We start from the raw sequence: 22113 nt of genomic DNA on the forward strand, positions 1-22113 counted from the left end.
TTCATCTTAACGGCGACCTCATGACTGATATTTCCACACTGTTCATCGAACCGGCGGAATTGAAGATAGGAATGTTTATCTATCTCGATATCAGTTGGCTCGAGCACCCGTTTCCATCTAGTAACTTTAAAATCAGCAACGCCGAGCAAATTGCCACGATTCGCAGTCTTGGCCTGACGCGCCTGCGTTATGCGCCGGCCAAAAGCAGTGTGACAGTAGAGCCAGCCATGGTCAGCTTGCCAGCGGTCGTGCCGAAGGCCGCCAATCCGCCCAGCGCCGTCCAATTGGCCGCACAACAGCGCCGTACGCTGCTGGCGGAGCAAGCGGCCAGCTTACAAGTGTGCGAACGGCAATTCAGCCACGCCGCCTCGGGCTTTCGACAAGTCAGCGATCAAGTCCACGCTCAACCGGAACACGCCAAGCAAGCCGCGGAGCAACTGATACAGGGATTTCTGGCACAGTTACTCAACGAGGATGAGGCAGCAATTCGCGTCTTGTCGGAAAAAGGCGGCGAAAAAAATTCTCTACACGCCATCAATGTCACGGTGATTTCCCTCTTGCTGGGAAAGACTTTAGGCTTGTCAAAAAGTGAAATGTTTGATCTCGGCATAGGTGCCATGCTGCATGACATCGGTAAAATTGACTTGCCCGACCGCTTACGCTGGTTCGATGAGCACTTCAGTTCAGCGGAAAAACAACTCTACCGCACCCACGTAGTGCAAGGTGTGAATTTGGCGCGCAAGATGCAACTGCCACCGAATGTGGTGCTGCTGATCGCCCAACACCATGAACATGTCGATGCCAGCGGTTATCCAGCCGGTGTCAGCGGCGAAAAGATGGTGCCGCTGAGCCGGATTGTTTCCTTGGTTAACCACTACGATAATTTGTGCAATCCGACCAATCCGGCGCTGGCGGTCACTCCGCACGAAGCCTTGGCGCAGATTTTCGCCCAGCATAAGACGCGTTTTGATCTGCCCATGCTCACGGCATTCATACGCATGATGGGGGTCTACCCACCTGGCTCCTTGGTGCAACTTACAGATGAGCGCTATGCGATGGTGATGTCGGTGAATGCCACCCGACCGCTCAAGCCGGTGGTAATCGTGCATGACCCGGCCGTACCGCGCGAGGATGCCTTGCTGATGTATTTGGAACGCGAACCGCAGTTGGGGATACGACGCAGCCTGAAACCGTTGCAATTACCGCGAGCCGCTTACGATTATTTATCGCCGCGCAAGCGCTTGTGCTATTTTTTCGAACGCGGTGTCGATGCCGGCAGCCTGACGCTGCTCGAAGGCGGGGTATGAACTCACACCCATTACAAGCCTTGATCGAGGGTATGCTCGAAGCTGTGCTGTTGGTCGATACCGAACAACTGCGGGTGGTATCGGCCAACCGCGCAGCGCATCAGTTGCTGCAACAAGATAGCGCGAGCCTGATCGGCAGCGCCATCGTCGATTTGGCGGCGGCCCCGGAAGATGTGTTTTTTTGGGAAGAAGTGCGGGCCGGGCTGTCGCACGATATTTATTCGGAAACCGTGTTGCGCGCTGCCAATAACGTGATCTTACAGGTCGAACGGCGCGTCAGCCTGGTGCAGATCGGTAGCGACCATCCGGTGTTCGTGGTGGCGATCCGCGATCAGAGCGGCCAACACAAGGTAGAAAACGAACTGGAAATGCTGATCGCCGAATTACGGGCGACGCTGGAATCAACCGCTGACGGCATCCTCGTGACCACACTCGACGGCAGCATACGCAGCTATAACCATTTGTTCGCCGAACTGTGGGGCTTGCCCGATCATTTGATGACGCAACGCGATGATGCCGGCATCTATGCTTGGATGGATCGCTGCCTCATCGACCAAGTCCATTACACCGAGCGCCTGGAAATGATCTTGCGTTCGCCCTTGGTAGAAACCACCGATATGCTGGTGCTGCAATCGGGAACCATACTCGAACGGGTGAGCATGCCGCATATGGCACGCGGACGCCCGATCGGCCGGGTTTTTTCGTATCGTGACATCACCCGTCGGCTCACCGATGAGGCGCGCTTGCAGTTGGCAGCCAAGGTGTTCGAGGCCAGTACCGATGCGATTTTCATCACCGATGCCGATCAACACATCGTTACTACCAACCCCAGTTTTGCAAAAATTTCCGGTTATGCGGAAAGCGATGTGCAAGGAAAAACCCCGAGAACTTTCTTTGTCGATGCCAACAACGCCGATCTGATCACACAGATGCTGCAGCAATTGGAATGCGCCGGGCATTGGGAAGGCGAACTATGGAACCACCGCCAAGATGGCCAAGCTTATCTGAGCATGGTCACGCTGGTGCGGGTCGTCGATGAAGCAGGAAATACGCTGCATTACATCGGCTTTCTTAAGGATAGAACGGAAAATCACACCGCCAGCCAACGCATCAAAGAACTGGCTTTTTCCGATGTGCTGACCGGCTTACCGAACCGCTTATTGCTGAGCGAACGAATCCAACAAGCGATCTCCCTTGCCAGCCGTAAGAATGCGTGTTTTGCTTTGTTGTTTCTCGATCTCGATCATTTCAAGCAAATCAATGATTCGCTCGGCCATCCCTTCGGTGACCGCGTGCTGCTGGAAGTGAGCGAACGGCTGAAACGCTGCATACGTGTGGTCGATACCGCCGCCCGTCTCGGTGGCGATGAATTTGTGCTGTTGCTGCATGAAGCCAATGCCGAGGGTGCCGAAATCTGTGCCAAACGTGTGCTGGCAGCCTTGGGCCAAGCGATTACCCTCGATGGCATGCAGTTCACCATCACCGCCAGCATAGGCGTGGCCTTGTATCCTGAGGATGGTAGCAATATGGCTGATCTGATTAAAAACGCTGACAGCGCGATGTACCATACCAAGGAGCACGGCCGGGCCGACTTCCGTTTTTATCAACGGCAGATGAATGTCGGTCTGCTGTCGCGCATGAAGCTCGATCAAGCGATGCGTGGGGCGCTGGAAAACCAACTGTTTCGCTTGCATTACCAAGCCCAGGTCGATCTGGCGAGCGGAAAAATTTTCGGTGTCGAGGCGCTGTTGCGCTGGCATGATAAAGAACTCGGCGAGATCAGTCCGGCGCGCTTCATCCCCATCGCCGAAGAATCGGGGCTCATTGTTCCTATCGGTAAATGGGTCATGCAGACGGCTCTGCGCCAAGCCGCCGCATGGCAGCGCGCCGGCTACCATCTGCGGGTCGGCTTCAATGTCTCAGCGCTGCAATTCCAACAAAGTAATTTCGTCGACAGTGTTGCCAGCGCCTTGATCGAACATCAAGTTACGGCGGCGGCGATAGAACTGGAATTGACTGAATCAGTGCTCATTCGTGATGCCGAAGAAACTCTGAAAAAGTTGGAAGCACTGGCCGCACTCGGGGTTAAACTGGCTATCGACGACTTCGGTACAGGCTATTCGAGTCTCAGCTATCTGAAGCGCTTTCCGATTCACAAGCTCAAAATCGATCGCTCCTTTGTCAATGATTTAGCCACCGATGAAAACGATATGGCCATCGTCACGGCCATCGTGCATCTGGCACATGCACTGAAATTGCAGGTGATCGCCGAAGGAGTGGAAACGGAGGAGCAGAAATCTTCCTTGTGCGCCGTGCAGTGCGACGAGATGCAAGGGTATTTGTTTGCTGCAGCCCTGCCGGCTGAACAGTTTACCGCGCGCTTTCTCACTGTGCAGCAGCCGAACGAGCTGCATTGAGCGGCAGCTTGCGATCAGGATTTGGCTGGCCAGTTGCGACTGAGTTCTTGAATATCGGTCAGTTGTTCTACCGTCAGATCGGCGCTGACCAAATCGCGACTGTCGATCGATTTTCTACCGACATTCATGCTCGCTTGGATTAATAATCCGTAAGCCTGAAACACATCTTTGCGCACCCCACTGCCGTAAAGATAATGGCGGCCCAACTGAAATTGGGCGGCAGCGGAATTCTGCTCGGCTGCCAGCGCCCACCATTGCACTGCTTGCACATCGTCTTTTGGCACCCCATGACCGTCGCAGTACAACATCCCGAGATGGTATTGGGCCGCCGAGTTACCGTGCGCGGCCGCGGCTTGGTACCAAGAACGCGCTTGCGCGTAGTCTTGTGGCACATGGCGCCCGGCTTCGTACAAGGTCCCGAGCACCAACTGTGCCGGAGAAAAATCATGTTGTGCCGCTGCGGTCAGCAAGTTCAGCGCATAGGCATCATCGCTCGCTTCCAGTTCTCCGCTCAAATACAGCAAACCGAGGTTGGTAGCCGCACCCGGATGTCCCTGCTCGGCAGCGCGGGCAAACCATAACTGCGCTTGGCCGAGATCTGGATAACCGAAGTCGCCGTTGAGATAGGCCAGCGCCAAGGTATTCTGCGCTTGCCGGTCACCGAGTAAAGCCCAACGTTGTACCTCATTGTCATCATCATCAAAGTCATCATCACCGAGGGCGCTGGCACATGATGCCAGAATGCCGAGGGCTAAAAACAGATGGCGCAATTTTTTCATCATTTTCTTTCACGGCATGTGAGGTAAATTGATGGTACGTTCAAATTAAAGAAAAACATATTTCCTTATTGCGTAAAAAGGTAACGAAATGTTAGCCTGATGCTTACTTACTCACGTACTCACTCACTTTCTGCCGTCATCGCCGCGCCAATGACAGTGTAACTCTCATCTCCGCCGAAAAGGATTTTGCTGTGACTCTCGCTGCTCCCAAGAAATTACGCATAGGCCTGATTGCCAACCGGCGTCATCAAGAGGCTGGAAATTCTGCCCTGGTACAGCTCTGTCGCGCTGCCGCCGGTGCCATTTCTTGGCTACAGCCGGAATTCGTGGTGATCGGACGTACCCTCGATGCCCTCAGCAACCATGGGCTGATCAGTTCTGACATGCAGATCGAACGCTTTCCCTACGGGCGCGATGGCGGCTTGATGAAGCTGGTCGCGCGGGTAGTCGACGATGATCCGGTACGCGCCGTCGACGCCGTGATCTACCTCATCGATCCGGTCGACCCTTCATCGATTTTTCCGGAAGCGGTAGCACTGAAACGGCAATGCGTGATTCATAAAAAGCCGTTTCTCGCCACCTTGGCCGGTGCGCGTGAATGGCTGGAATTGGAAGCTTGCGCACTTGGTGCGCCGGCTGATCTCAGCCTGGCGCAGAGCTTTGATTTCGCCCACGAAGGTTTGGCACTGATCGCCCATGATGCCATGAAAGAGAAAATACTGTTTTTAGCGGAAAAACATTTCACCCTGCTCGATCAATTTTCCCATCGCTATGCCACCGGTACCACCGGCGGGCTGCTCAATGAATTAGCGCAAAAAATTAAGGGTCAAGAAGCCGGGCGCAATTGGGTGCATGCGTTTCGCTCCGGTCCGCTGGGTGGCGATGCCCAGATTGCCGAGTTAGTGTTGGAACGGAAAATCCGCCGTATTTTGTTTTTGGAAGACCCGCATGTCGCGCGCCAACATGAAGCCGATATCCAGCTACTCGAGCGCGCCGCCCGTACCGTCACCGATTTTTCTCAGGTCGTCAGCGAAGCCGAGGAAGCCGACCGTTGGCTCAGCGGTTTGGCGCTGCGCGCACGCCCTCATCTGCCGCGGCAACCGGCATGACGCGCCAGTATTCCGATATGAACCAGCATGATGCGCTCTATAAGGTCGCGCGCAGCTATCCCGGCGGTTTGGAAGCCTTGGCCACAAAACTCGGTATTTCGGCCAATGTACTGCGGAATAAGCTGGCACCGGGGATTGAATCGCATTACCCCTCGTTTGAAGAATTTTCGCAAATCATCGAGCTGTGCCAAGCGGCCGGTGTCAAAGATGCTCATTTACCCTTGCATGCCCTGTTAGGGCGGCACGGCTTGGCAGCGTTTGTGGTGCCGGAACCGGGCACCGTGAGTGAAGATGACCTGTCGCAGACGGTGTGCCGGGTCATGAGTCGGGTCGGCAACGTCGCCGCAGCGGTGTCGACATCGCTGCTCGACGGTGTCATCACCGATGTCGAGGCTGATCTGATCGAACGCGAATTCCAAGCCGCCTTGACGGTGCTGGGTGAATGGCGTGCCCGGCTACGCGCGCATCATAAAGCACGTGACTAATGCTACCTGTACAGCGGTGAGCAGACTGATTTACAATGCGCAATCTTGTCGATGCCTACAGTCCCATGTCCCAACTTCCTGTCGATTCACGGCCGCGGCCGCACTCTCTGAGTGATTTGTTTTTTTCTTTCACCCTGCTGGCCTTACAAGGCTTCGGCGGGGTGTTGGCGATCGTGCAGCGCGAACTAATTGACCGAAAGCAATGGCTGACGACAGAAGAGTTTGTCGAAGACTGGGCGGTCGCACAGATTTTGCCTGGCCCCAACGTGATCAATCTGTCTATGATGGTTGGCAACCGCTATTTCGGTTTGGCCGGCGCACTCACCGCGCTGGCCGGATTGCTGACGGTGCCGCTGATTTTGGTCCTGCTGCTGGCGATGGTCTACGCCCACTGGGCCGACCATCCGGGCGTGGCCGGCGCTTTGCGCGGCATGAGTGCGGTAACGGCCGGCCTGATCTTTGCAAGTGGCTTGAAATTGCTGCCGGCGCTGAAACGACATCCTTTGGGCCAGCGTTTCGCACTGTGCATCAGCGCCTTTTGTTTTGTCTGCATCGCCTTGCTGCGCTTGCCGCTGGTGTATGTGTTATTGGTGCTCGGCCCCTTGGTCTGGTTTTTAGTGTATCGAAAGCTGGACCGATGAGTGATACCGCACAACATTTGCTGCAACTGAACTTGCACTGGGCCGACTGGGTCGATCTGTGGCTGCATTATCTGATGCTATCCTTACTTTCGGTCGGCGGGGCGGTCTCGACCTTGCCCGATATGCATCGCTATTTGGTCGATCAACAGCACTGGCTCAGCGATGCGCAATTCAATGCCTCGGTCGCCATTGCTCAAGCTGCCCCAGGCCCGAACGTACTGTTCGTCGCCCTGATGGGTTGGCATGTCGGCCTCAACAACGGCAGCATGTGGGTCGGTTTGTTCGGCACCCTGGTCACTATGAGCGGAATTCTGCTGCCCAGCGCCACCCTGACGTTTTTAACTGCTCGTTGGGGCCATGCCAACCGAGAGCTGAAAATCGTGCGCAGCTTCAAACTCGGCATGGCACCGATTGTGATCGGTCTCTTGCTCTCGACCGGCTTCATCATGGCTAACTCACACAATCAACCGCATTTCAATCTGCCGCTGTGCTTGCTGGCAGCCTTATGCGCACTGGTGGTCTGGCGCACGCGCACCCATTTGCTGTGGCTGTTAGCGCTCGGTGCCGTGCTCGGCTGGAGCGGCATCGTCTGAGTTCAGACTGACTTACTCAAACAAAGCCGAGCGTACGGCTACTGACATTGAAATTCACCAAATTCGGCAACAGTGTCAGCAAGTCGGTGTCGGAGACCCCCATCCATTTCGCCAGCGTAGCCGCATATTGATCGACTGAGGTGGTCGGTAATAATCGTCCTTGGCCGACGTCATCGGGGCCGTTCGAGGCGATCACCGGTGCGGTGCCGTAATAACGCTGGCCATTCACCGCGCCACCCAAGACAAAATGCATGCTGCCCCAACCGTGATCGGAACCGTCATTGTTACCACTCAAGGTACGACCGAAATCAGATGCGGTGAAACTGGTCACCTGTGAGGCCACGTTGAGTTCGACCGTGGCGGCATAAAAGGCCGCCATGGCATCGGCGACGCCGGTCATGAGGGTAGGATGCACGGTGGTCAAACCATCATGGGTATCGAAACCACCCATGGAAACAAAGAATACCTGTCGCTTGGCACCCAAGGTACTGGCGCTGGAAATCATGCGAGCGACCAGCTTCAATTGGTCACCGAGATTGTTTTTCAGCGGAAACGTGGTTTTGAGTGCCGGTGCCGTACTCAATGCCGTCGTCAAAATTCCATTGGCATCGATGGCGCGTTTGCTGATGCGACTATATTCGTTTTCCAGCATGTGGCTGCGACTCTGCGTCACCAAGGCCTGTAGGGCGCTGGAACAGGCGGCCGAACCGAACAGTGATGATTGCAAACCGGCCAAGGGCACCGAACCGCTGGTCGAGACTTGGTATTGCACGGCGGTGTTACCGGACAGAAAGACCGCATTGCCCGAGACATTGATGCAGGTAAAGGTTGATTGGGTATTGCCAGACTGAAACAAATCGCCGATACGACCGCCCCAACCGGCACTCGCGCCTTCCGGCGAGGAAGATTGCCAAACCGATTGCTGATCATTATGCGAAAACAATTTCGGTGGCAAAGGCACGTTTTTATTGGTGTACTGCAGTTTGCTCGTCGGTGTGATCAGGGTGCCGACGTTGAGCAAGACCGCCATCTGGCCATTGTTAAAGGCCGGCAGCAGTGGCGCGAGTTCCGGTGCCAGGGCATACTGGTGCGCAAAGCCGGCGCTGTCACGCGGATCGCTGATCGGTTTGAGTACCGTACCGGTCAGGGCATCATGCGTATAGGCTAAAGTCGGACGCAAATTGTAATAGGCATTGTAAGCACTGGTATCGTAAGGAACCAAGGTATTGCCGTAATCGTTGCCGCCGTACAAAAACACGCAGACGATGGCTTTGTAATCGGTGGCACCAGCCGCAGCTGCCTCGGCAATCGCCGCCAAGTTGATGGCCCAAGGGGTGGCCACGCCAGCTACCGATAAACTGGCGGCACGTTGTAAGAAAGCGCGCCGCGAAGCGTTGCTGTGTTTGTCCATCATACAGTTTCCTTCTCTTTATACCGACGATCAAGTCGGAAAATTACTTGAGCACAATGAATTCCGGTGCCGCCAACACCAAAGTGAGTGCCGCGTAGATGCGATTGCTGCGCTTGGCATCGGTGCCACTGGCCAATGTGCTGACAGCAGTGACCAGCGCGGCCAGGGTGGCAGCACTGAGTTGCCCGGCCGCTAACACGAGATTGATTTCGGCCAGCAAGGCGGCCGGTGTATCCGCCAGCGGCAGCAAACTGCTGTAGTCCGGCACCAGATCGCTGTTACCCAGGCTGACCAAACGCTGCATGTAATTGACATAGCCGATGACCGTCGATTCATTGGTAATTTGAAATTCCGGTGCGACCAAGCTGGCTGTAGCGATGGCGCTGTTGGGCGGCACATAGCCGGGACGAAAAAAATTGAATACGCTGGAAGAGCGTAAGGGACTCTGACCAAGCCGACTGGCTGGGTCACTGGTGTTGCCAACGGCCCAAGTATCGCTGACGGACTTGAGCGCATACGCGCGCGCCCATGCCAGCAAACGCAAAATCGGTTCGCGCAGCTTACCAAATTGCGGATTACTGAGATTACTGCTGTTGCGCGCCTCATCGTCGAGCAGCAAAGCTTTGACTACGGCCGCCAAGTTGCCTTTCACGCCACTGCCATCATTGAGAAACACGGCCGTCACCCGTCCGACATAGGCGGCCGATGGATTGCTGGTAACCAAGCGTTGAATCAATTGACGACTGATGAACGGTGCCACATTCGGATGGGCAAACAAGATGTCGAGGGCGGCGCTTAAACTTTGGGCACCGTTCAAGCCGGCCGGCACGGTGCTGCCGAGAAAAGTTGATGCCGCCGTCTCGTGACGGCTGGCAACTTGGCTCATCGGCCGTTTCAAGAAATCCGGGGTATCGGTCTTGCTCAGGCTTAAATCAAAGTCCCAGCCGGTAAAAATCCGCGCCAAACCGGTGATATCGGTCAGCGTATAGGTTTCCTGCTGTACGCCATTCGCCAGCACAGGCGTGCCATCCAGATTGAGCTTGAGTAAGCCTATCGAAAACAATTGCATGATTTCGCGCGCGTAATTCTCATCCGGCAGCGCGCCAGTGCTCGCATTATATTTACTATTGCCGCGGAAAGTCAGGTATTGGCCCATGGCCGTGCTGGTCGAGACGGCTTCAAGCAATTGTCGATAATTACCGAAGGCATAGGTTTCCAGAATATCGAGAAAATGGGCGGCAGAAAAGGCTTGCCAGCCAGCTCCCACCAAGCCATCGATGCCAACGACGATGATTTCAGACAAGGCATGGACCACGCGCTGCTTCAACACATCGGGCGAGTTAATCAACTTATACCAGGTGACGGCATCAAAGCCGTTTTGGGTAAAAATATTGGTCGCTACATTATATGATTTGGTCATCAGCCAATCCCAGCGCGTGCCACTGGCCGGCAGGGCGATTTGCTCATCGATCCAGCCGGCATAGCCGAGCGCCTGTACCCGTGCCATCAGGCTGCGGCTACCGCCGACCGATGCCTGCGCCAGAAAACGGGCGGCGGCGATATCGCTCACCGGTACCGGTGGTGCACTCGTCACCGGCGGTGTGACTGGTGTCACTGGTGTCACTGGCGCAGTGCCGGCCGTGCTGTCGGCCGCGCTGCCAGGCGCGCTGCCACCGCAGGCACTGAGCAACAAGGCCGCGGCGATGGCGGCGCTCTCGGTCTGAACGCTCGGCGGCACGGCCTCGGTAAGAACAGCGGGGGACGGGGTTTCCATGGAGGACCTATCGATAGCAAACAATTAAACAATGAAGAAATGAATGAATAAACTCATGGCAGTGGGCTGCCGCAATGTTGATTCAAAGATAGATTAATGGAATCAGCGATACTTTCCTATCGGTATTTCAGGAAGAAAATCATTGCAGTGCAGACTAATTGTCAACATTTCGAACTTGTCATAGGGCGTTGATCCAAGTCCGGCCATGTTTTTGTCATTTTTTGTTACACATTACTTCTGCGTGAATCGCATAAAATCAGCTTTCAGGGCCGCTTTCCGACATCTTTGTTACAGAGCTCGGACAGGATTGCGGTATCCTTGCCAACTTAAAGTTCTGACATTGTTGATCACGCCCCATGAAGTTGAGTCTAGAAACACCCGATAACGAAGTGGCACAGCCCGGTGAAATTCACCTGCATCTGCGGTTCCGGCCGGTCAGTTTGATCGGTATCGTCGCGGTTCTCTTGATCCATCTGGTGTTATTGTATTTTTTACTACATATGGCGGCCCCGCAAAAACAAAAACAAGGGGATGAGGCGGCCTCGCAAAACCCCATCACCTTGATACTCGACACGGTGACTGTGGCTAAAAAAGCCGCCCCAGCGCCACAGAAAAGCCCACCCAAACCGCCCACGCCCGCCATAGCACGCAGTAAACAATCGGCCCCCGCGCAAGCCAAGCCCGCTCCGATAGTGGCACAAACAACAGTCACGCCAGCGGCACCGATTGTTGAACCGCCACCACAACAAGACATGATGAGTATGGCCAATGCTGCGCGCGCGCGGCGACAGGCCCAAGAACAAGCAACGCAGCAAGATAATCCGCCAGCCAATCAAAGCGCGCAAGGCATGAGTCCGCAAGAAGTGGCCGAAGCCAATGTCAAGCACAGTATGCAGCAAGCGGCCGGGCGCGCCGGCACCAATGGGGTGTTCCAAATTCTGAGCAAGAGCACGCGGGTTGGCAGTTTTTCTTTCCGCGGTTGGCGCGCTAATTCGGGCAGCAGCTGGAAACAAGTCATCGAAGTCGATGCCGGACTAGGTGGCAATATCGAACTCGCCATGGTGCGGCGCATGATAGAGTTAATTCGTAGCCACTATCCGGGCGACTTCAGTTGGGAGTCGCGTCGACTCGGTCGGGTGGTGACTTTATCGGCACGGCCGCAGGATAGTGCCGAACTCGAAAATTTCTTGGTCCGAGAATTCTTTTAATCGCCCCGAGCAGTCGAGCCGCGAGTGATATCACGGCGTCATCGAACAGCACTTCGCTCGATTCCAGCGCCTGTAACAGCACCCAACCGTCGCGCTGCACGGTATGAATGGCGCCAGCGGCGAGCGGCGCTTCTAGCGCCACGCTGTAACCATCGAGATATAACACCGTTTCGCATAACAAGAGTGCACCGATACTGACGTAAAAACGGCTACCGGCTTTGGCATAGCAACGCAGACTGTGCTGGCTGCGGATGGCGAGAATGTGCATGATACGGCACCTTGTTTGACTGAAAAGATCAGCATAGTGAATCAGAGCAATTAATTACAGGCACAGAAAAGTAGTTTCTGTATCGCAGCACATGCGAAAATAACGCTCTGTTATTGTTAAAATTTGCCCTGACTGTATCTTTGCTTAAATGCATCAATCATGGAAGATCGCAGCATGTCTACTCTTTACCGCCAACTGGCCGACCATTATTTGAGCGCAATCCGCTGCGGCACCTTGGCTTGCGGTGATCGCGTGCCATCGGTACGCAAGCTCATGCAACTGCATGGCGTCAGTTTGTCGACGGCTTTGCAGATGTGTCGCTGGCTCGAAGCCGAGGGATGGTTGGAAGCGCGCCCGCGCTCCGGCTATTTCGTGCGCCAGCCACGCCGACTGCGGCTGGCACCGGTGACCGAACCGGTGCCAAGCAGCGCCATCGATCCGGCCCAGTTTGTCGGCATCCACGAACGGGTTTCAGCCATCATCGCGCAAGGACAGCGGCCGGTTAAAGTCAACCTGGCACGTGCCACCGGCGCGCCGGAACTGTATCCGCACAAGCAATTACACCAATTGGCCGGCAGCATACTGCGTCAAAATCCCTTTCTGTTGACCAAAGCCATCTCGCCGGGCGGCAACCGCGAACTCAAAGCGGCACTGGCCAAGCGTGCGCTCGATGTCGGCATCAGTTGCGCGGCCGAGGAGGTGATCGTCACCAGCGGTTGCATCGAAGCACTCAACCTGGCCTTGCGTGCCGTCGCCCATGCCGGTGATGTGATCGCGGTCGAGTCGCCGACTTTTTATGGCCTGCTGCAAGTCTTGGAAAGCCTGGGCCTGAAAGCCTTGGAAATTCCCACCAGCCCGCGGACCGGCATTTCCATCGAAGCCTTGGAACTGGCTATGCAAACCTATGGCAATATCAAAGCGGTGGTAGTGGTGCCGCATCTGCAAAATCCGCTCGGCAGCATCATGCCTGACCAGCACAAGCAAAGATTGCTGGCGCTGTGTGAAGAAAAAAATATTCCGGTGATCGAGGATGATTCCTACAGCGCCTTGGTCAATGACGACAAGATTCCTACCGCGGCCAAACATTGGGATCGCAGTGGCAATGTGATTTATTGCGCGTCCTTGCACAAAACCCTGGCCCCCGGCATGCGTTTGGGCTGGATGCTGGCGGGCCGCTGGCATGCCCGAGTGGCGATGTTCAAATATGCACAAACTCGGTATAACGAAGAATTATCGCAACGTATTATTGCCAGCTTTTTGCAGTCGCCTGCGTATGATCGCCATTTGCGCAAATTACGTACCGCACTGCGCCAGCAGCGCGACAAGATGGCCGAAGCGATTGCCTTGTATTTTCCCAGCGGTACACGCTTGACGGTTCCCGACGGCGGCGTGTCGGTATGGGTGGAAATGCCGGAACATATTTCGTCACAAGCGGTGTTCGACGCCGCTTTGCGCGAAAACATACTGATTTCGCCGGGCTTACTGTATTCCAACTCGAATCGCTTTGATCATTTCCTGCGCATCAACTGTGGCGGCGAGCATACGCCGGTATTAAACGAAGCGATCCACACTTTAGGAACAATCGTTCACAAATTATCTGCATTTAAGCAACACATTGCAGCGTAAATCCGACAAAACCAGCTCGGGTGTGGAAAGCCACAATTGCTGTGAACCATGCATTTTTTAATAATGTCAACGTGACGGAAACAATAATTCTGCACAGTTGTCATTGCGTCCATACGGCCGACTGACACCTCTACTCTTACATCGGAGACCAGGCATGCGCCAGCAACCCCTTTACAAATCCCTCTATTTCCAGGTCATCACGGCAATTATTCTCGGCGTTCTGCTCGGCCATTATTACCCGGAATCGGGTGCCGCAATGAAACCACTCGGTGACGGCTTTATCAAACTCATCAAGATGATGATCGCACCGATTATTTTCTGTACCGTCGTCGTCGGTATTGCCGGTATGGAAGATATGAAAAAAGTCGGTAAAACCGGCGGCATGGCCTTGTTGTACTTTGAAATTGTCAGTACGCTGGCGCTCATCGTCGGCTTGATCGTCGTCAACGTGCTCAAGCCAGGTAGCGGCATGCACATCGACGTTCTGACGCTCGATACCAAAGGCATTGCCGCCTTCACTGCGCCAGGTAAGATGCAGACCACGACCGATTTTTTCATGCAAATCATTCCGACCACCTTCGTCGACGCCTTTGCCAAGGGCGAGATTCTGCAAGTATTGCTGATTGCGGTATTCTTCGGTTTTGCACTCCATCGCTTCGGTGGCCGCGGTACACCGGTATTTGATTTGATCGAAAAAGTCTCGCAAGTCTTGTTTACCATCGTTGGTTACATCATGAAAGTTGCACCGATAGGCGCGTTTGGCGCGATGGCTTTCACCATCGGTAAATTCGGCGTTGCTTCCTTGCTCTCACTCGGTTATTTGATGGCAGCCTTCTATCTGACTTGCCTGATCTTTGTCTTCGGCGTACTTGGTACGATTGCCAAATTACATGGCTTCAGTATCTGGAAGTTCGTTAAATACATCAAAGAAGAATTGCTCATCGTTTTGGGTACGTCATCTTCGGAATCGGCCTTGCCTGGCATTATCAGCAAGCTCGAAAAACTCGGCGTGAAAAAATCGGTAGTCGGTTTGGTCATCCCTACCGGTTATTCGTTCAATCTCGACGGCACGTCGATCTACCTGACTATGGCAGCCGTCTTCATTGCGCAAGCCACCGATACGCCTATGAGTCTGATGCAACAAGTCACTTTGTTGGCGGTCTTGTTACTGACTTCCAAAGGCGCGGCAGGCATTACCGGCAGCGGCTTCATTGTCTTGGCCGCCACTTTGTCGGCCGTCGGCGGGATTCCGGTAGCTGGTCTGGCTTTGATCTTGGGAATAGACCGTTTCATGTCGGAAGCACGGGCTTTGACCAATTTGGTCGGCAATGGCGTGGCGACGATTGTGGTCGGCAAATGGGGCAATGATGTCGATATGCTGAAACTGAATAATGTCTTGAATGGTAAAGACGTTTCAGATAAATAAGTTTGCTCTCAGCAGCCCAAAAAAGCGGATCGTCTGATCCGCTTTTTTTATGCAAGGTCAGTGCGCGCGCAAGTGCCTGAAGGCTATGCTGAGTGCCAGTAATTGCATGGTCGCGGCAAGAAAGAATGGCGCACCGAGCAGCAAGCTGCCGGCACCGGCGTGGCTGACTTGGCCGAGTAGGGTAGTCCCGCTCAGTGTTGCCAAGACACTCATCATGCTCGCCAAAGCGCTCAAGGATCCCATCGCCATGCCTTGCGAACTGGCATCGACGGCGCGGGAAAAGTAAGCCTGCAGCGCCGGCCCGGCGGCAAAAGCAAAGACATTGCAAACGATCAGCGCATACATCATCCAGCCTTGTGTAGCCAGACCGTACAAGCTCAAGACCACGCACGATGATGCCAAACCGAACAGAATCGCATTGGCATCGCCGACCCGCTTGATGTAGCGACCCAGAAACACGCCTTGCATCAACACGCTGGACATACCGACCAAAAACAGGGCAAAGCCGTTTTGCATGGGGCTCCAGCCGAACCGCAATTCCGTCGATAAGACCCAAGTGGTCTGTAGAGTGAACTGAGCAAACATGGTCAAAGCGTATACCCAGACCAAGCCACCGGTGCCACGCAAATGTGCCAAGCCGCGCAAGCCGGCGAAGGGATTGGCAGCGCTGAGCGCAAAGGTTTTGCGCTGGCTGGGCGGCAATGATTCCGGCAAGGCGAAGTAGCCGTACGCCACATTGGCCAGCGCTACGGCAGCGGCCAGATGGAAGGGGTAATGGATATTGATCTCACCCAACAAGCCGCCGCTGACCGGGCCACAAATGAAGCCGAGCCCGAACATGGCACCGATTTTCCCCAAGGCCTTGCTGCGGTTTTCCGGTGTCGACACATCGGCAATATACGCATTCGCCACCGACAAGTTACCGGCCGTCACGCCGCCTAAGGCGCGTATCACTAACAGCCAATAAATGTTGCTCGCTTGCGTGAGCAACAGAAAATTCATCCCCAAACCAAAGACACAGATCAGTAGTACCGGGCGACGCCCGTAACGATCACTGAGCGCGCCGATTAAGGGCGCGAAAAAAAATTGCATGACGCCATAGGCGGCGACGATTGCCCCGTACCAGTAGGCGTTGCCTTCACTGGTGAGGGAGCCGACCAAACGCGGCAGCACCGGAATAATCAAGCCTATTCCTAAAATGTCGAGAAACACGGTGATGAGAACAAAACGTACATCCGGCGCAATGACCGGGGGCGGAGCGGAGAGAGGCATGAGGACGGACTTTCGATGAGGAATTTGGACAGACAGGCGCTTTGAACCGAAGCTGCTTTTTTTCGCCAGACTCAATAGTATATGATTGAGATTAAATAAACAGCGAGAAGGATAGAATATGGCTTTGATTGATCACCTTCTGATTATCGGCGTATTGGTTGCCATCAGTGCATTTTTTTCCATGTCAGAAATTTCTTTGGCGGCCTCCCGCAAGGTGAAATTACAAGTACTGGAAGCCGAGGGCGAGCCGCGCGCCGCGCGCATTCTTCAATTACAACAAGAACCGGGGCATTTTTTCACGGTGGTGCAAATCGGCCTCAATGCCGTGGCGATACTCGGCGGTATTCTTGGCGAACAAGCCCTGACTCCGTATTTTGCCAGCTGGTTCAAGCTGGTTTTCGGTAGCGCCGTATGGGTCGATACGCTGGGATTTTTTACTTCCTTCGCCTTCGTCACCTCGGTGTTCATCCTGTTCGCCGATCTGATGCCGAAGCGATTGGCCATGATCGCGCCGGAATCGGTGGCAATTTTTGTGGTGCGGCCGATGTTGTTATGCGTGCGTCTGTTCAAACCCTTGGTCTGGGCCTTCAACGGCCTTGCCAATCTGCTGTTCACCTTGTTCAATTTGCCCACTGCCCGCGATGAGCAGATCACTTCCGATGAAATTTACGCGATGGTTGATGCCGGTGCCGAAGCCGGTATTTTGCAAGCGCGCGAACACCATATGATAGGCAATGTGTTTGAGCTCGAAAGCCGCACGGTGCCGAGTGCGATGTCGCAGCGCGACAGTATTGTGTATTTCACCCTACAAGACAGCGATGTCGTGATACGGCAAAAAATCGCCGAACATCCCCATACCAAGTTTTTGGTCTGCGATGGTCATATCGATAACGTCGTCGGTTATGTCGAGTCGAAAGATATTCTCAAGCGCGTGTTGACCAATCAAGCCTTTTCCAAGGTGCAGGAACTCTCGCTGCGCACCGCACTGGCGGTGCCGGATTCGCTGACGCTATCGGAAATGCTGGAGCAATTCAAGGGCACACGCGAAGATTTTGCCGTCATTTTCAATGAATACGCACTCGTCGTCGGCGTGATCACACTCAATGATGTACTCAGTACCCTGATGGGTAATTTGGTGCATCCTTTTCTCGAAGACCAGATTGTCCAGCGCGACGGCAATTCATGGTTGATCGACGGTGCCACGACGATAGAAGATGTTTGTCGTGCCCTCGACATTGATTCCTTGCCCGAGCAAGGCAGCTATGAGACTATTGCCGGCTTCATGATGACGATGCTCAAGAAAATCCCGAAACGTACCGATTTCGTGATGGTCGGCGAGTATAAATTTGAAGTGGTCGATATCGATCACTACCGCATCGACCAATTATTGGTCATACGCGTAGATACGCCGCCGGCTGACGCCGAATAAACGAAACGCTGATCCGATGCATGGCCAGCGGCTGCGGGAATGGTAGCCTTGTCATCTCATCGAACACTAATCAGGAACGTTTCATGTCGCAAGCTTGTGGAGTAGATTTCGGGACCTCAAATTCAACCGTCGGCTGGCATCGCGCCGGGCAACCGGCGTTGTTGGCGCTCGAAGAAGACAAAGTCACCCTGCCATCGGTGGTGTTTTTCAATGCTGAGGAGAATGAGGTCAGTTACGGCCGCAAGGCATTGAGCACCTATCTGCTCGGCTACGAAGGACGCTTGATGCGTTCGATGAAAAGTCTGCTCGGTACCAGCCTCATCGATGGTCAAACCGAGGTGCTGGGAAAAGCCGTGCCGTTTCGCGGTTTGCTGGAACAATTCATTGCCGAATTGAAACGACGTGCCGAAACCGCGGCCGGGCGCCAGTTTGACTATGCCGTCTTCGGGCGGCCCGTGCATTTCATCGATGACAACAGCGATGCCGATCAGTTGGCCGAAGATACGCTGGAAGAAATCGCCCGGGCAGCCGGTTATAAGGAAGTGTTGTTTCAGTTTGAACCGATCGCCGCCGCCTTCGATTATGAATCGCGTATCACCAAAGAAGAGTTGGTACTCATTGCCGATATCGGCGGTGGTACCTCAGATTTTTCCATCGTCCGCCTCGCGCCCGAACGTTCGCATCGCACCGACCGGCGCGATGATATTCTAGGCAATGGTGGCGTGCACATCGGCGGTACCGATTTCGATAAATATCTGAGCCTCACGCATATCATGCCCCTGCTCGGCCTCGGTGGTCGGCTCGCCAGTGAGATTGAGGTGCCATCCAGTTATTACTTCAACCTCGCTACTTGGCATACCATTAATCAGGTCTACGCCCACAAGGTCAACCGCGAATTGCTCGAGGTGTACCGCGATATCCGCCAAGCGGAACTGCGCCAGCGCTTCGAGCGTCTGCTCAATTTGGTAGAACAACGCGACGGCCACTGGCTGGCCATCAAGGCAGAGGAAGCCAAGATCCTGTTGTCCGACCAAGAACGTATCAGCTTGCCGCTGGAACGCTTGCGCAGCAAGCAAGTAGCGGCACCCTGCGTGCTCACGCTTGAGCGTGTCGAACTGGAAACGGCGATTCATCACCTCAGCACCAGCGTGGCCAATACGGTTGCTGACGTCCTGCGCCATGCCGGTCTGCGTCCGGAGCAAATTGATACCGTCTTTTTTACCGGTGGCTCCAGCGGCGTGCGCGGCTTACGCCAGCAAATCGCGGCGATCGTGCCGAATGCACGTCAGGTCGAAGGGGATTTGTTCGGCAGCATTGGTGCCGGACTCGGGCTCGATGCCGCGCGCCGTTTTGGCGGCGCGAAGTAAATCATGGCGCGAAGGGAAGCGCGGACTAACTCCGCGTCTCCCTTAGCCATTAGCATCAGGGTCTACCCATCATCCCATCTTTGCCATGCATGTGTGCCGCCATGCGCTCTTGCATTTCTTTTTTCATACGCTGATGATTTTCATCGAAAGTCTTTTGTTGCTCCGGTGTTAATACGGCATAGAAGGTCTTCACGGCATTCAAGTGTGTCTGCAACTGTTGCTGGTGCTCTTGCATGCGAGCCAGCATTTTTTCCATCCTTTGCGGTGTAGTCAACTTGTCTTCCGTTGCCCGTGCCTCATGCGGTGGCAGCCCGGCTGGTGGCGTCATGGCTTGGGTAAAGTTTTTCCAAGCAGGTTCTTGGGCCGCCGTGATTTTCAATTGCTCATGCAATTGCGCCTCATGCTTGGCACGTTTTTGTGCCATGCGATCTTGCCATTTTGCACGATCGGCCTCACTGTGTTGAGGTGGAGCATCATTCATAGCAGTCTGGGCATGAACCAAAGCACTGGCGGCTAAACTGACAGCGAGCAAGCAAGCACGCAAAGCGGGTTTACAATTTTTCATGGTTTTTCTTTCTCAATAGACGGAAAACGCTCATACTTTATAGCCCGACCGCACACTGCGGGTCGATACGCTGAGCCAAACCGTTCGCTCATCGCAATTTTGCAGAGATCAAACGATGGAGCTATGTTGCCCTATGCTTGTAACGGTATCATATCCATTTCATCTTGCTTTGTATCCCTGTGTAACTCTAGGGAAGCGCGGACTAAGGCCGGACAACAAGCCGATACAAAACCACACTTTTTTTCTTGGGGGCCAAGCTCATAATGGAAGCTATGGATACACAAAATAAAATTCTGATCGTCGACGACGATCGTGAGATACGCAGCCTGTTGGCCGAATACTTAGACCAGAACGGCTATACGGCAGTGATGGCCGGCGATGGCAATGCCATGTGGGCGGCCCTGCTGGAACATGAGATCACACTCATCGTGCTCGACCTCAATTTGCCCGGTGACGATGGTCTCACCTTATGCCGTAATTTGCGCGGAAAATCGAACACCCCGGTGATCATGCTGACGGCACGCGGCGAACCGCTGGACCGTATCATCGGCCTAGAAATGGGTGCCGACGATTACTTGGCCAAACCGTTCGAACCACGTGAGTTACTGGCGCGGATACGCAGCGTATTGCGCCGCACCCATAGTTCTGCCAGCGCACCGGGCCATGAAACCCTGCAAAAAATTAAATTTGCCGGCTGGATACTCGATATGACGGCACGCCATTTGCTCAGCCCCGAGGGCATGATCGTTTCTTTATCCGGTGCCGAATACCGGATGTTGAATATTTTCTTGGAACACCCGAACCGCATTCTTAACCGTGATCAGTTGCTCAATATGACACATGGCCGCGATGCCGATCCTTTCGATCGTTCAATCGACATCCAAATCAGTCGTCTGCGTCAGAAATTGCGCGAAGATGCGCGCTCGCCGCAAATCATCAAAACCGTGCGCAATGGCGGTTATGTCTTGGCCGTGGCCGTGAGCAGCGAAAAATCCCTATGAAAATGTGGTCGTCCATGTGGGGCCGGGTATTTGCCATCATCTTGCTCGGCATGTTGAGTTCGACCGCCCTGACCGGTTGGTTGGCCTTCGGCGAGCGTGAAAAAACCCTGATGCAATACCGCGTTTCGCATTCGATCGAGCGCACTGAGCAACTCGCGCTCGCGCTCGACGTCTTGCCGCGTGCGAATCGCGAGACCTTTCTGGCAACCGCACCACCGTTCGGTATGCAAGTCACCTCGCTGCCAGCCAACACCGCCGCCAGCACTTCGCCCTCGCACTCCGAGTACGCGCGCGCCGTCAGTGAACGACTAAGTAAAAGCTTTCGCGTCATTCCTCTGCCCGATGACGCCAGCAATTGCCCGAATCCGCGCGGCGACGATCGACCGCCGCGCCCGGGCAAGGGCCCGATACCGCCGCCGTGCGAGGCACTCGGCATCACCTTGCACGACGGCACCTCATTGCGCTTGACCATCATGCCGCCGCGCCCGGCACCGGCACCGCTACACACTGATTTCCTGCAATTCCTATTAGTCTTTCTTCTCTGTATCGCCTTGCTCGCCTACTTGGTTGCACGCATGACCATGAAGCCCTTGCAGCGCATGGCCGAAGCGGCCACAGCACTGGGGCAAGACTTCAATAGCCCAGCCTTGCCGGAACAAGGCGCCAGCGAAATCGTACAAGCGACCCGTGCCTTCAACGCCATGCAAGCGCGCCTGCGCGAACATATTTCCCAGCGCACCCATATGCTCGGTGCTATCACGCATGATTTACAAACACCGCTGACGCGCCTGCGCTTACGCTTGGAGAAAGTCAGCGATGAAGAGCTGCGCCAGCGTCTGATCGGCGATTTGTCTGCCATGCAAAGCATGATCAAAGAAGGCTTGGACTTGGCACGCAGCATGGATAGCAGCGAAGCCTTGCGCGCGGTCGACATCGACTCTTTGCTCGACAGTATGTGCAGCGATGCCGTCGAAGCTGGTCAAGATGTACGTTTTGACAATCACCCAGGCATCACCGTGCAAGCCCGGCCGCAGGCCTTGCGTCGCTGTTTGACTAATTTGATCGATAATGCGGTGAAATACGGCAATTACGCGCAGATCACCCTCGATATCAGTAAACAAAACAAACGCAGCTTACTCAATATTCGGATCGCTGACGGCGGCAGCGGCATTGCGCCTGAGTTTCACCGCAAGGTATTCGAACCGTTTTTTCGCTTGGAAACCTCGCGCTCACGTGAATCGGGCGGTACCGGACTAGGCTTGAGCATTGCCCAAAACATTGCGCAACAACACGGCGGCGAGATACAGTTGATCAACCTGCCGCAAGGAGGACTGCAAGTCGTGCTGAGCTTGCCTTTAAGCATTTAATTGACAGCAAGAACAGCAAAAGTTTGTTGAGTACAACGGGTTTGCACTACCATGTTGATAATTTGAAC

19 protein-coding genes are annotated in these 22113 nt (G+C 54.6%); 13 read left to right on the forward strand and 6 right to left on the reverse strand.

Annotated features, from left to right (window positions below; translation table 11 throughout):
- The first annotated feature begins 20 nt into the window (after positions 1-20).
- Both QN359_RS07880 and QN359_RS07885 read left to right on the forward strand, forming a co-directional pair.
- Positions 21-1307, forward strand: a complete 1287-nt coding sequence (locus tag QN359_RS07880) for an HD-GYP domain-containing protein (protein ID WP_322250325.1) — start codon at positions 21-23, stop codon at positions 1305-1307.
- A complete protein-coding gene (locus tag QN359_RS07885) occupies positions 1304-3724 on the forward strand; it encodes an EAL and GGDEF domain-containing protein (protein WP_322250324.1) in 2421 nt (806 codons plus the stop codon). The genes QN359_RS07880 and QN359_RS07885 overlap by 4 nt, the downstream gene beginning before the upstream one ends.
- Before the next feature lie 14 nt (positions 3725-3738).
- Here the strand turns inward: QN359_RS07885 and QN359_RS07890 are convergent, their stop codons facing one another.
- Complete coding sequence (locus QN359_RS07890) at positions 3739-4506, reverse strand: tetratricopeptide repeat protein (RefSeq protein ID WP_323493565.1); 768 nt, start codon at positions 4504-4506, stop codon at positions 3739-3741.
- A 188-nt stretch (positions 4507-4694) separates the two neighbouring features.
- Between QN359_RS07890 and QN359_RS07895 the strand changes: the two genes are divergently transcribed.
- The 4 genes from QN359_RS07895 to QN359_RS07910 all read left to right on the forward strand — a co-directional run bounded on the left by QN359_RS07895 (position 4695) and on the right by QN359_RS07910 (position 7331).
- On the forward strand, positions 4695-5612 hold the full coding sequence (locus tag QN359_RS07895) for a methylglyoxal synthase (RefSeq protein WP_322250322.1): 918 nt from the start codon (positions 4695-4697) through the stop codon (positions 5610-5612).
- Complete coding sequence (locus QN359_RS07900) at positions 5609-6097, forward strand: phage regulatory CII family protein (RefSeq protein ID WP_322250321.1); 489 nt, start codon at positions 5609-5611, stop codon at positions 6095-6097. Before QN359_RS07895 ends, QN359_RS07900 begins: the two co-directional genes overlap by 4 nt.
- Positions 6098-6162: 65 nt before the next feature.
- Positions 6163-6738 (forward strand): chromate transporter, encoded by a 576-nt coding sequence (locus tag QN359_RS07905; protein ID WP_322250320.1) that lies wholly within the window; start codon positions 6163-6165, stop codon positions 6736-6738.
- Complete coding sequence (locus QN359_RS07910; protein WP_322250319.1) at positions 6735-7331, forward strand: chromate transporter; 597 nt, start codon at positions 6735-6737, stop codon at positions 7329-7331. Before QN359_RS07905 ends, QN359_RS07910 begins: the two co-directional genes overlap by 4 nt.
- Positions 7332-7347: 16 nt before the next feature.
- Here QN359_RS07910 and QN359_RS07915 read toward each other — a convergent pair whose 3' ends face one another.
- The gene (locus tag QN359_RS07915) at positions 7348-8745 is read right to left on the reverse strand and encodes a DUF1501 domain-containing protein (RefSeq protein WP_322250318.1); all 1398 of its coding nucleotides are present in this window, start codon (positions 8743-8745) and stop codon (positions 7348-7350) included.
- 40 nt (positions 8746-8785) lie between these two features.
- Positions 8786-10516: a DUF1800 domain-containing protein gene (locus tag QN359_RS07920; RefSeq protein ID WP_322250317.1), complete on the reverse strand. Its 1731-nt coding sequence runs from the start codon at positions 10514-10516 to the stop codon at positions 8786-8788.
- 356 nt (positions 10517-10872) lie between these two features.
- Between QN359_RS07920 and QN359_RS07925 the strand changes: the two genes are divergently transcribed.
- Complete coding sequence (locus QN359_RS07925) at positions 10873-11724, forward strand: hypothetical protein (RefSeq protein ID WP_322250316.1); 852 nt, start codon at positions 10873-10875, stop codon at positions 11722-11724.
- On the opposite strand, the gene QN359_RS07930 is transcribed toward QN359_RS07925, so the two are convergent.
- A complete protein-coding gene (locus QN359_RS07930) occupies positions 11624-11992 on the reverse strand; it encodes a hypothetical protein (protein WP_322250315.1) in 369 nt (122 codons plus the stop codon). The genes QN359_RS07925 and QN359_RS07930 overlap by 101 nt on opposite strands.
- Positions 11993-12166: 174 nt before the next feature.
- Here QN359_RS07930 and QN359_RS07935 point away from each other — a divergent pair, with 174 nt between their 5' ends.
- Together QN359_RS07935 and QN359_RS07940 are read left to right on the forward strand one after the other, a co-directional pair.
- A complete protein-coding gene (locus QN359_RS07935; RefSeq protein ID WP_322250314.1) occupies positions 12167-13618 on the forward strand; it encodes a PLP-dependent aminotransferase family protein in 1452 nt (483 codons plus the stop codon).
- Between the two features lie 154 nt (positions 13619-13772).
- Positions 13773-15044, forward strand: coding sequence for a dicarboxylate/amino acid:cation symporter (locus tag QN359_RS07940; RefSeq protein ID WP_322250313.1), 1272 nt, complete (start codon positions 13773-13775; stop codon positions 15042-15044).
- Between the two features lie 57 nt (positions 15045-15101).
- Here the strand turns inward: QN359_RS07940 and QN359_RS07945 are convergent, their stop codons facing one another.
- A complete protein-coding gene (locus tag QN359_RS07945; protein ID WP_322250312.1) occupies positions 15102-16316 on the reverse strand; it encodes an MFS transporter in 1215 nt (404 codons plus the stop codon).
- 118 nt (positions 16317-16434) lie between these two features.
- Between QN359_RS07945 and QN359_RS07950 the strand changes: the two genes are divergently transcribed.
- Both QN359_RS07950 and QN359_RS07955 read left to right on the forward strand, forming a co-directional pair.
- Positions 16435-17745 (forward strand): hemolysin family protein, encoded by a 1311-nt coding sequence (locus QN359_RS07950; protein WP_322250311.1) that lies wholly within the window; start codon positions 16435-16437, stop codon positions 17743-17745.
- Positions 17746-17828: 83 nt separating this feature from the next.
- The gene (locus QN359_RS07955) at positions 17829-19112 is read left to right on the forward strand and encodes an Hsp70 family protein (protein WP_322250310.1); all 1284 of its coding nucleotides are present in this window, start codon (positions 17829-17831) and stop codon (positions 19110-19112) included.
- Positions 19113-19167: 55 nt separating this feature from the next.
- Here the strand turns inward: QN359_RS07955 and QN359_RS07960 are convergent, their stop codons facing one another.
- Entirely contained in the window at positions 19168-19677 is a 510-nt protein-coding gene (locus tag QN359_RS07960) for a Spy/CpxP family protein refolding chaperone (protein WP_322250309.1), read from the reverse strand.
- Positions 19678-19949: 272 nt separating this feature from the next.
- Between QN359_RS07960 and QN359_RS07965 the strand changes: the two genes are divergently transcribed.
- Together QN359_RS07965 and QN359_RS07970 are read left to right on the forward strand one after the other, a co-directional pair.
- Positions 19950-20678, forward strand: a complete 729-nt coding sequence (locus QN359_RS07965; RefSeq protein ID WP_322250308.1) for a response regulator — start codon at positions 19950-19952, stop codon at positions 20676-20678.
- Complete coding sequence (locus QN359_RS07970) at positions 20675-22045, forward strand: ATP-binding protein (protein WP_322250307.1); 1371 nt, start codon at positions 20675-20677, stop codon at positions 22043-22045. Before QN359_RS07965 ends, QN359_RS07970 begins: the two co-directional genes overlap by 4 nt.
- Positions 22046-22113: the final 68 nt, after the last annotated feature.

The sequence above is a fragment of the Undibacterium sp. 5I2 genome (assembly GCF_035019605.1).
Classification (GTDB): Bacteria; Pseudomonadota; Gammaproteobacteria; order Burkholderiales; family Burkholderiaceae_D; genus Undibacterium.

Coding starts and splice junctions, on each gene's coding strand:
- QN359_RS07880 (WP_322250325.1), top strand. CDS start 21: ATGACTGATATTTCCACACTGTTCATCGAACCGGCGGAATTGAAGATA.
- QN359_RS07885 (WP_322250324.1), top strand. CDS start 1,304: ATGAACTCACACCCATTACAAGCCTTGATCGAGGGTATGCTCGAAGCT.
- QN359_RS07890 (WP_323493565.1), bottom strand. CDS start 4,506: ATGATGAAAAAATTGCGCCATCTGTTTTTAGCCCTCGGCATTCTGGCA.
- QN359_RS07900 (WP_322250321.1), top strand. CDS start 5,609: ATGACGCGCCAGTATTCCGATATGAACCAGCATGATGCGCTCTATAAG.
- QN359_RS07905 (WP_322250320.1), top strand. CDS start 6,163: ATGTCCCAACTTCCTGTCGATTCACGGCCGCGGCCGCACTCTCTGAGT.
- QN359_RS07910 (WP_322250319.1), top strand. CDS start 6,735: ATGAGTGATACCGCACAACATTTGCTGCAACTGAACTTGCACTGGGCC.
- QN359_RS07915 (WP_322250318.1), bottom strand. CDS start 8,745: ATGATGGACAAACACAGCAACGCTTCGCGGCGCGCTTTCTTACAACGT.
- QN359_RS07920 (WP_322250317.1), bottom strand. CDS start 10,516: ATGGAAACCCCGTCCCCCGCTGTTCTTACCGAGGCCGTGCCGCCGAGC.
- QN359_RS07925 (WP_322250316.1), top strand. CDS start 10,873: ATGAAGTTGAGTCTAGAAACACCCGATAACGAAGTGGCACAGCCCGGT.
- QN359_RS07930 (WP_322250315.1), bottom strand. CDS start 11,992: ATGCACATTCTCGCCATCCGCAGCCAGCACAGTCTGCGTTGCTATGCC.
- QN359_RS07935 (WP_322250314.1), top strand. CDS start 12,167: ATGTCTACTCTTTACCGCCAACTGGCCGACCATTATTTGAGCGCAATC.
- QN359_RS07940 (WP_322250313.1), top strand. CDS start 13,773: ATGCGCCAGCAACCCCTTTACAAATCCCTCTATTTCCAGGTCATCACG.
- QN359_RS07945 (WP_322250312.1), bottom strand. CDS start 16,316: ATGCCTCTCTCCGCTCCGCCCCCGGTCATTGCGCCGGATGTACGTTTT.
- QN359_RS07950 (WP_322250311.1), top strand. CDS start 16,435: ATGGCTTTGATTGATCACCTTCTGATTATCGGCGTATTGGTTGCCATC.
- QN359_RS07955 (WP_322250310.1), top strand. CDS start 17,829: ATGTCGCAAGCTTGTGGAGTAGATTTCGGGACCTCAAATTCAACCGTC.
- QN359_RS07960 (WP_322250309.1), bottom strand. CDS start 19,677: ATGAAAAATTGTAAACCCGCTTTGCGTGCTTGCTTGCTCGCTGTCAGT.
- QN359_RS07965 (WP_322250308.1), top strand. CDS start 19,950: ATGGATACACAAAATAAAATTCTGATCGTCGACGACGATCGTGAGATA.
- QN359_RS07970 (WP_322250307.1), top strand. CDS start 20,675: ATGAAAATGTGGTCGTCCATGTGGGGCCGGGTATTTGCCATCATCTTG.